The sequence below is a fragment of the Duganella sp. GW821-FHT07F09 genome, assembly GCF_059418705.1.
This window is the reverse complement of sequence record NZ_JBWKQJ010000008.1, coordinates 304,984-312,647: the sequence shown is the minus strand read 5'-3', so window position 1 is coordinate 312,647 and position 7,664 is coordinate 304,984. Positions and strand designations below refer to the sequence as shown.

Genomic DNA, 7,664 nt, shown 5'->3' with positions numbered 1-7,664 from the left:
CTCAGCTGGATAGAGTACTTGGCTACGAACCAAGGGGTCGTGGGTTCGATTCCTGCCAGCCGCACCAAAATTCGTAAGTGGAAGGGCCTGAAGAGAAATCTTCAGGCCTTTTTGCTTTGTGGCGCCGGTTATTTGGCGTTTGCGCCCATGGTGGCGGGTTGTTTGGCGCACTGGCCGGACAGAATCGCCCGTTCCATCGGATCGTCGACCTGGCGAATGGCATCCCGGGTGCAGTTGCCCTTCGTTGCCGGCGGCGGCGCCGGAACCTTGGTCATGTTCTTATAGGCGAGGGTGCACAGCAAAGCCGCCGCCATCACCACGATCACCGTACTTCCCTTGCTGCCCGCTCGCGCCAAAATCAACTCCTTGATTATCCTGCCTGGATGGCTATTGTAGCCGCACATTCTTATTGGCATTTTCACCAAAATGCCCGATGATTTGTCGATTATCGCCCAAGGAGTGTGCATGACCATCATCACCAGTATCGAAGACCTGCGCGTTCTGGCCAAGAAGCGCGTTCCGCGCATGTTCTACGATTACGCCGATGCCGGCTCCTGGACCGAATCGACCTACCGAGCCAACAACGAAGACTTCGCGAAGATCAAATTCCGCCAGCGGGTCGCCGTCAATCTGGAGAACCGCACCCTGGCCAGCACCATGGTCGGCCAGAACGTCACGATGCCGGTGGCTCTGGCGCCGACCGGCCTGACCGGCATGCAGCACGCCGACGGCGAAATCCTCGCCGCCAAGGCCGCCGAAAAATTCGGCGTGCCGTTCACCTTGTCGACGATGAGCATCTGCTCGATCGAGGACATCGCGGCCAACACCAGCAAGCCTTTCTGGTTCCAGCTGTACGTGATGAAAGATCGCGAATTCATCAACCGCCTGATCGACCGCGCCAAAGCCGCGCGCTGCTCGGCGCTGGTGCTGACTTTGGATTTGCAGGTGCTGGGACAGCGCCACAAGGATTTGCGCAACGGCCTGTCGGCGCCGCCCAAACTGACCATCGCCAACATGATCAACCTGGCCACCAAGCCGCGCTGGTGTTTCGGCATGCTGGGCACCAAGCGCCGCAGCTTCGGCAATATCGTCGGGCACGCGACATCGGTGTCGGACATGTCGTCGCTGTCGTCGTGGACCAGCCAGCAGTTCGATTTGAGCCTGTCGTGGAAGGACGTCGAGTGGATCAAGCAGCGCTGGGGCGGCAAGTTGATCATCAAGGGCATCATGGATGCGGAGGATGCGCGCCTGGCCGTTGACAGTGGCGCCGACGCGCTGATCGTCTCCAACCATGGCGGGCGCCAGCTCGACGGCGCGCAATCGTCGATCGGCGCGCTGCCCGCGATCGTCGAGGCGGTCGGCAAGCAGATCGAGGTGCACATGGACGGCGGCATCCGCTCCGGCCAGGACGTGATTAAGGCGGTGGCGCTGGGCGCGAAAGGCGTCTATATTGGGCGTCCGTTCCTGTATGGACTGGGTGCGATGGGCGAGCAGGGCGTGAGCAAATGTCTGGAGATCATCCGCAACGAGGCCGATCTGACGATGGCTTTCTGCGGACTGCGCGATCTGCAGCATGTCGACCGTAACATTCTTCTTCCCAGAACCTATTGAGAGGCGAGCCATGACAGAACACGCCCTGAATCCTAAAGTCGATGCCTATGTTGAACGGCTGAAGAACTGGGTGGACGAGGTGCGTGAGCTGCGGGCGGTTTGTCTCGATGGCGGCCTTGGTGAGGATTTGAAGTGGGGCGTGCCGTGCTACACGCTGGAGGGACGGAACGTGGTGTTGATCCACTCGTTCAAGGAGTATTGCGCGCTGCTGTTTTTCAAGGGGGCGTTGCTGAAGGATGCCAAGGGCATCCTGATCCAGCAGACCGACAACGTGCAGGCGGCGCGACAGGTGCGCTTCAAGAACGTCGAGGAAATCCGCAAGCTGAAGGCCGTTTTGAAGGCGTATATCGCGGAAGCGGTGAAGGTGGAGAAGTCTGGGCTGAAGGTCGAGTTGAAGAAGACCGAGGAGTTTTCCGTGCCGGAGGAGTTCCAGGCCAAGCTTGATGAGATGCTGGATCTGAAAACCGCTTTCGAGGCGTTGACGCCCGGCCGCAGGCGGGCCTACCTTCTACACTTTTCGTCGGCCAAGCAGTCGAAGACGCGTACCGCGCGGGTGTTGAAGGCCATTCCCGATATTTTGAGCGGGAAGGGGCTGGATGATTAGCGGTTGGCGGAGCTTGGGGAAGATTCCGCTTCGCTAATCTGCGCTGGCGCATACTTGACCTCGTATATTGAAGTTGCCGATCCAGTGGTATCGTGTTTCCCAGATGGCGCGGCTGGGTAAGGTGACACAGAACTTGACCTTAGGGTTCGACTCTGCTTGTCAGATCGGTGCCCTTGCCCATTTCCATCTAAAAGTCCGGACAGTATCTGAGGCTAACGCACCTCGCGTAAGCCTGCATACGAGGAGGGAAAGCCATGGACAAGGAACTTACTGCCATCGGAATAGATGTCGGCAAACATAAGTTGGACTTAGCTATGATCTTCAAAGGAATGGTACGCAAGAAGTCAGTTGCGAATTCCTCTCGTAAGCATAGTTAATCCAGCCCGTATCAAAGGATATGGTCAGAGCGAACTGGTACGGAACAAAAATGATGCGATCGATGTGGCCTTGATCGCCAGGTATTGCGCAAAGATGCAGCCGTAGCCTTGGGCGTCTCCTACACCAGAACAGCGACGGTTAAGGTCATGGTGCGATCGCTTAAAGGCATTAAAGGACATGCGCCAGCAAGAAGAGAATCGACTGGAGGCGTGTACCATTGCTGCGAATCTGGAGTTGGTGGACCATATCGAGCAGCATATGGAATGGCTAAAAGTTCAGATCAAGATGGAATAAATCTCTAACGGCCAGGGCCCCTTGGCTGCGCAACTACAAGTGTAGTGAAACACAATCTAAAGATAAGTTCGGTATTAGCTGTATTAGCGTACATTAGTTCAACTAATGACGTTGCGGATGAAACGCGTGCGTACAGTCTCCGGGTTAACGTAAGCATAGTGTTGGGAACTGCTAAAGATGGCAAATTCACCGACATTCAGATGTTTCGTCTCGTGCTCAAAGACGATGTGGAGCGTGCCTTCGGTGACGACGATCATTTCTGAAAAACCCTGCATGTCCGGCTGGGCGTCGTAGCGGTCGCCGGCATGCAAGGTCCAAGTCCACAACTCCACCATATTGGCGGCAGCCGTCGCGCCCAGCAAAATTGCTTGGCTCTCGGCCCCAGCACCCCGCCACATCACATTGCGCATGTCTCTGTTATCGGCGTTAGGGGCACGCACCAAGTCCACAAAGCGAACGCCCAACGTCAATGCAATCGCGTCCAAATTCGACAAGCTGATATTTGCGCTACCTGCCTCTAGACCGTTGATCATGCGCCGACTTAAGCCCGAGCGTTTGGCCAACTCGTCTTGGCTTAACCCTTGCTGCAACCGGTAACGGCGCACGTTTTCTGCCGCATGCGCAAGCGCTGGAGACGAATTTTCTTGACTGTGCATTATATTGCGCACCATAATATGAGAAATATTTTGCGCATATCTTACCATGAAATTTAATCACTCCCGTTGGGCCGAGCTGTCGCTGGTCATTGTCACGATGATCTGGGGCGGCACCTTCTTAATCGTACAGACCGCTGTCCATACCTCTGGTCCTCTTGCCTTTGTCGGCACCCGCTTCGCTATTGCGGCCATCATCGCGGCGATCCTGAGTCGTCGCCACCTGCGCGGCTTCAGCTCCCTAGAGCTGGGCGCGGGCATCGCCATCGGCTCTTGTATTTTCGCTGGGTACTCGTTGCAAACGCTTGGTCTGCAATACATCACTAGTAGCAAATCCGCCTTCATAACTGCCTTTTATGTGCCGATGGTGCCCATGTTGCAATGGCTGTTCCAACGCCAGCAACCTCATGTGGCAGCACTGGCTGGCGCGGCTATTTCGTTTGCTGGGCTGGCATGCCTCGCAGGGCCAGAAGGAATCCGTGGCGGCTTCGGGTATGGTGAAATGCTAACTGCACTCGGTGCATTGGCGATATCGGCTGAGATTATCCTGATAGGCCACTTTGCTCAACGCGTCAACATCGCTCGCGTTACGGTGACACAGTTAGCAGTAGCTTCGTTGTTGTCCTTCGTGGCGATGCCTGTGGTCGGTGAAAGTCTCCCTGGATTCGCACCGTTGTTCGTTTTATGCGCGCTGGCTTTAGGCGCGGCTAGTGCAGCAATCCAGTACGTGATGAACTGGGCGCAGCGTCAGGTTAGTGCTACGAAGGCAACGCTGATCTACGCCGGGGAACCCGTTTGGGCCGGGCTAGTTGGCTTGCTAGCGGGAGAACACATCCCCGCACTGGCAGGGTTAGGCGCCGCGATGATTATCTTCGCCAGTTTGATGAGCGAATGGGGCAAACATAAGCCCACGGATGCTTAATCAAACGCAGCCGTTCGCATTAGAAGACACAATTGTCTGAATTGACGGCGTGCCGATGGCCGTAAGCCGCTCCAGGCCCAACACAGCACTTGAGGCGAAGCCGGATATTCATTCGGCTTACACATTCCAGGAGCCTTCTCTTTGGATCGCCGGCACAAGGGAGAACCGCAAAAAAAGTCGTGTCGGAAGCCGCCGTTCCTGACGGCTTCGAGGAGAGCAAGGCGGATCGATTAACGCTCCCCACTGCGGGTATAGACGGGCTTCTCGGTTTCTCCCTTCTCCACCATGGCGAGAAGGCGTTGCAGTTCCTTGCGCTCGTTGCCCTCCTTTGCGGATGACACCAGGTTGCGCAGGATGGCGACATGCGCCGCCTGCAACGCCTGCGCTGCTGGCACTTCGACGTCCGGTTTCACGCCGACATGCTCCCAGTTGGTTTTAGTGACGAAGTTGATCATGCGCGACGTCGGGATCGAGACCGCGATGTCGTGTCCCAAGCTGTACCAACTATTGGGGTTGGAAGCGCCGATGGTGGTTTCACCGACCAGGGTGCCGCGCTTCAGCACCTGGAAGTCGTAGGCGCAGTCCTCGGCGGCGGAACCTGTCCGAGCCGAGATCAGCACATATACGGGCTTGTCGTAACGCTGTGTTACCGTCGGCACGGTCCAGATCTGCTGCGTCGTGCCGGTCGGGCGCTCATAGATATCGATCAGGTGGAGCACCTCGCCCACCGGGAAGAAATGGCTCATCAGATAAGCCACGCTATCCGTGCTGCCGCCGCCGTTGCGGCGCAGGTCGAGGATCAGCGCATCGGTGCCCGCCAGGAGCGACATCGCCGCCGTGTACGCCGGGCCGATGAAGTGCGCTCCCGCGAAGCCGCGCAACTCGATATAGCCGACGTTGCCGGGAAGGCGTTCGATCTTCTCGATGCCGTAGCCGCGCCGCGCGGTAGCGGCGCGCCGTTCCTCTATCTGGGCGCGGCTCGGCGGCTCCTCGGTCGCGCTGGGCTCACTGAAGCCCTCGTAACGCCCCGCGCTGAAATGCATGTCGCCGCTGAATTCGCGCAAGTCCTTCTTCAGCGCCGCACTGAATGCCGTTGCGCTGGCGGCGGCCGCATAACCTCCTTCGGCATTTTTCCTGATGATCGCACTGCCCACCTGTTCGGCCCGCGTTGAATCGATGTAATTTGCTTTAATTTTTGCCGCCAGCGTCTGCACGATTGCGGCGCGATCGGACGCACTCAACGCCGTGTCCTCCGCCGCCAGGGCGGGCAACGACCACAGCGCGCCCAACACGACCGCTGAAACAAGCTTCCTGCTACCTAACATACATTCCCCCAGGTTGGACTACGAATCGGTTTTTGCGTTGAGGTGTTGCAGCGCCTCCGTCAGCGCCGGCACGTAGGAGCGGCTGGCGCGCAGCACACTGCCGTCGCGCAGGCGCAGCATGGCGTCGCGGTTGGTCAGGGAACGCAGTTCGGCGATCATGTCCAGCCGCACGATGGACGAGCGGTGCACGCGGTGGAACTGGCGCGGATCGAGCTGCATGGCCAGGTTGTGCAGGCGTTCCCGCACCAGCCAGGTCTTGCCGTTCGCATGCAGGGAGGCGTAGTCGCCGTCGGCCTCGATGCGCTCGACGTCGGCCACCGGCACCAGCACCGTGCGCGATCCCACACGCACGCTGAAGCTGCGCATTGCCGTTGCCGCCGGTGCCGCGGCACGACTTTGGCAGCGGTAGGGGAACGCCTGCTGCGCGCGGTCCAGGGCTTCGTCGAAGCGCTCGTCATCGACCGGCTTGAGCAGGTAATCGAGGACGGCCAGTTCGAACGCTTGCAGGGCGAAGCTCTCATACGCGGTGAGCAGGATGGTCATCGGCCGTTGCGCAGGCGGCAGGGCGGCCAGCACGTCGAGTCCACTCTTGCCCGGCATCTCGACGTCGACGAACGCCAGGTCAGGCTTCAGCGTCACAATCCCTTGATAAGCGCTGTCGCCATCACCGAATTCTCCCACCAGCTCAAAGGCGCCGCGCTGCGCCAGCCTGACCTTGACCGCCAGTCTGGCCAGCGGCTCGTCGTCGACGATCACCACCCTGATTTTCATGCCGCCACCTCGGCGCCGCGCAGCGGCATGGAAATCTGCACGTGGAAGCGGCCGTCCGGACGCCAACCTGCATCCACCTCTTGTTCCGCGCCGTATAGGTGGCGCAGGCGTTCCCGGACGTTGGCCAGGCCGATGCCGCTATCCTTTTGCGCCGACGGCTGGCCGTCGTTCCGCACGCCGATGAGCAGGCGCGTGCCGGCGCGCTCGACCAGAATATCGAGCTGGCCGGGCGCGGCCAGCGGCGCGATGCCGTGGCGAATGGCATTCTCGACCAGCGGCTGCAGCATCAGGTAAGGCACGACGCTGTCCAGCAAGTCGGGGCCGGTTTTCATCGTCAGGCGCAGGCGCTCGCCGAGGCGTGCTTTTTCGATGGCCAGGTAGGCGTCGAGCAGCGCCAGTTCATCGGCCAGCGCATGCTCGTGGCGGCCATCATGCGCCAGCGTAGCGCGCAGGAAGTCGGCCACGCACGCGAGCATGCGATTGGCTTCACGGTTGGACTGGGCCGACACCAGCGCTGAGATCGCGTTAAGCGAGTTGAACAGGAAGTGAGGATTGACCTGCAGGCGCAGCGCGCGCAACTCGGCGTCGCGGGCCGCGCTTTGCGCCTGGGCCAGATGCAGCCGGACCTGTTGCAGAGACAGGTAATAGGCCGCCACCGCATGGGCCGCGCAGAACGCGACCAGCGCCAGCCAGCAGCTATCCAGGCCCCGTGCCAGATATTTCCATTGGTAGCCCGTTTCCCGTCCGATCGCGATCCCAAAGCTCTGACCCAGAAAAGCGTTCGTAATCGCCATGGCATAGGTGGTCGCCAGCAGTATCGATCCCATGCGCAGCCAGGACCAATCGCGACGCCACATGGCCCGCTGAAGCAGCGTCAGCGGAATAAGCCATAGCAGGCAGGCGACCAGGAACAGCGTACGAAAGGCTACGATATAGTGATCACTGACCGCGGGCAGGCCCAGAATGACCATGCAGGCTGATACCGGCAGTGCGGCCAGCACGGGAACGAGCAAAGGGGTTTCGACTTTCACGCGGGGTTTCCAGAAATGCAATTCTGCAATTGTAGCGTTTCAATCACCCAACTAATAGTAAGCAATACACGCATG

At 59.3% G+C, this 7,664-nt stretch carries 8 protein-coding genes; 3 read left to right on the top strand and 5 right to left on the bottom strand.

What is annotated here, in order from left to right; translation table 11 throughout:
- Positions 1-128: 128 nt before the first annotated feature.
- Positions 129-476 carry a hypothetical protein gene (locus AC07P1_RS22145; protein ID WP_494697865.1) on the bottom strand — a complete coding sequence of 116 codons (348 nt, stop codon included), beginning with the start codon at positions 474-476 and terminating at the stop codon, positions 129-131.
- Here AC07P1_RS22145 and AC07P1_RS22140 point away from each other — a divergent pair.
- On the top strand, positions 466-1,611 hold the full coding sequence (locus AC07P1_RS22140; RefSeq protein ID WP_494697864.1) for an alpha-hydroxy acid oxidase: 1,146 nt from the start codon (positions 466-468) through the stop codon (positions 1,609-1,611). The genes AC07P1_RS22145 and AC07P1_RS22140 overlap by 11 nt on opposite strands.
- A gap of 10 nt (positions 1,612-1,621) precedes the next feature.
- On the top strand, positions 1,622-2,215 hold the full coding sequence (locus tag AC07P1_RS22135) for a YdeI/OmpD-associated family protein (protein ID WP_494697863.1): 594 nt from the start codon (positions 1,622-1,624) through the stop codon (positions 2,213-2,215).
- A gap of 770 nt (positions 2,216-2,985) precedes the next feature.
- On the opposite strand, the gene AC07P1_RS22130 is transcribed toward AC07P1_RS22135, so the two are convergent.
- Entirely contained in the window at positions 2,986-3,543 is a 558-nt protein-coding gene (locus AC07P1_RS22130) for an XRE family transcriptional regulator (RefSeq protein WP_494697862.1), read from the bottom strand.
- A gap of 46 nt (positions 3,544-3,589) precedes the next feature.
- Here AC07P1_RS22130 and AC07P1_RS22125 point away from each other — a divergent pair, with 46 nt between their 5' ends.
- The gene (locus AC07P1_RS22125) at positions 3,590-4,462 is read left to right on the top strand and encodes a DMT family transporter (protein WP_494697861.1); all 873 of its coding nucleotides are present in this window, start codon (positions 3,590-3,592) and stop codon (positions 4,460-4,462) included.
- A gap of 230 nt (positions 4,463-4,692) precedes the next feature.
- Here the strand turns inward: AC07P1_RS22125 and AC07P1_RS22120 are convergent, their stop codons facing one another.
- Genes AC07P1_RS22120 through AC07P1_RS22110 form a run of 3 tightly spaced genes read right to left on the bottom strand, consistent with a single transcriptional unit; the run spans position 4,693 to position 7,589 of the window.
- Positions 4,693-5,787, bottom strand: a complete 1,095-nt coding sequence (locus AC07P1_RS22120) for a S41 family peptidase (RefSeq protein ID WP_494697860.1) — start codon at positions 5,785-5,787, stop codon at positions 4,693-4,695.
- A gap of 18 nt (positions 5,788-5,805) precedes the next feature.
- Positions 5,806-6,558, bottom strand: a complete 753-nt coding sequence (locus AC07P1_RS22115; RefSeq protein ID WP_494697859.1) for a LytR/AlgR family response regulator transcription factor — start codon at positions 6,556-6,558, stop codon at positions 5,806-5,808.
- The gene (locus AC07P1_RS22110) at positions 6,555-7,589 is read right to left on the bottom strand and encodes a sensor histidine kinase (protein ID WP_494697858.1); all 1,035 of its coding nucleotides are present in this window, start codon (positions 7,587-7,589) and stop codon (positions 6,555-6,557) included. The genes AC07P1_RS22115 and AC07P1_RS22110 overlap by 4 nt, the downstream gene beginning before the upstream one ends.
- Between the last annotated feature and the right edge of the window lie 75 nt (positions 7,590-7,664).

What these genes read in the sequence shown, in the direction of transcription:
- AC07P1_RS22140 (WP_494697864.1), top strand. Translation starts at nt 466, where the DNA reads ATGACCATCATCACCAGTATCGAAGACCTGCGCGTTCTGGCCAAGAAG.
- AC07P1_RS22145 (WP_494697865.1), bottom strand. Translation starts at nt 476, where the DNA reads ATGATGGTCATGCACACTCCTTGGGCGATAATCGACAAATCATCGGGC.
- AC07P1_RS22135 (WP_494697863.1), top strand. Translation starts at nt 1,622, where the DNA reads ATGACAGAACACGCCCTGAATCCTAAAGTCGATGCCTATGTTGAACGG.
- AC07P1_RS22130 (WP_494697862.1), bottom strand. Translation starts at nt 3,543, where the DNA reads ATGCACAGTCAAGAAAATTCGTCTCCAGCGCTTGCGCATGCGGCAGAA.
- AC07P1_RS22125 (WP_494697861.1), top strand. Translation starts at nt 3,590, where the DNA reads ATGAAATTTAATCACTCCCGTTGGGCCGAGCTGTCGCTGGTCATTGTC.
- AC07P1_RS22120 (WP_494697860.1), bottom strand. Translation starts at nt 5,787, where the DNA reads ATGTTAGGTAGCAGGAAGCTTGTTTCAGCGGTCGTGTTGGGCGCGCTG.
- AC07P1_RS22115 (WP_494697859.1), bottom strand. Translation starts at nt 6,558, where the DNA reads ATGAAAATCAGGGTGGTGATCGTCGACGACGAGCCGCTGGCCAGACTG.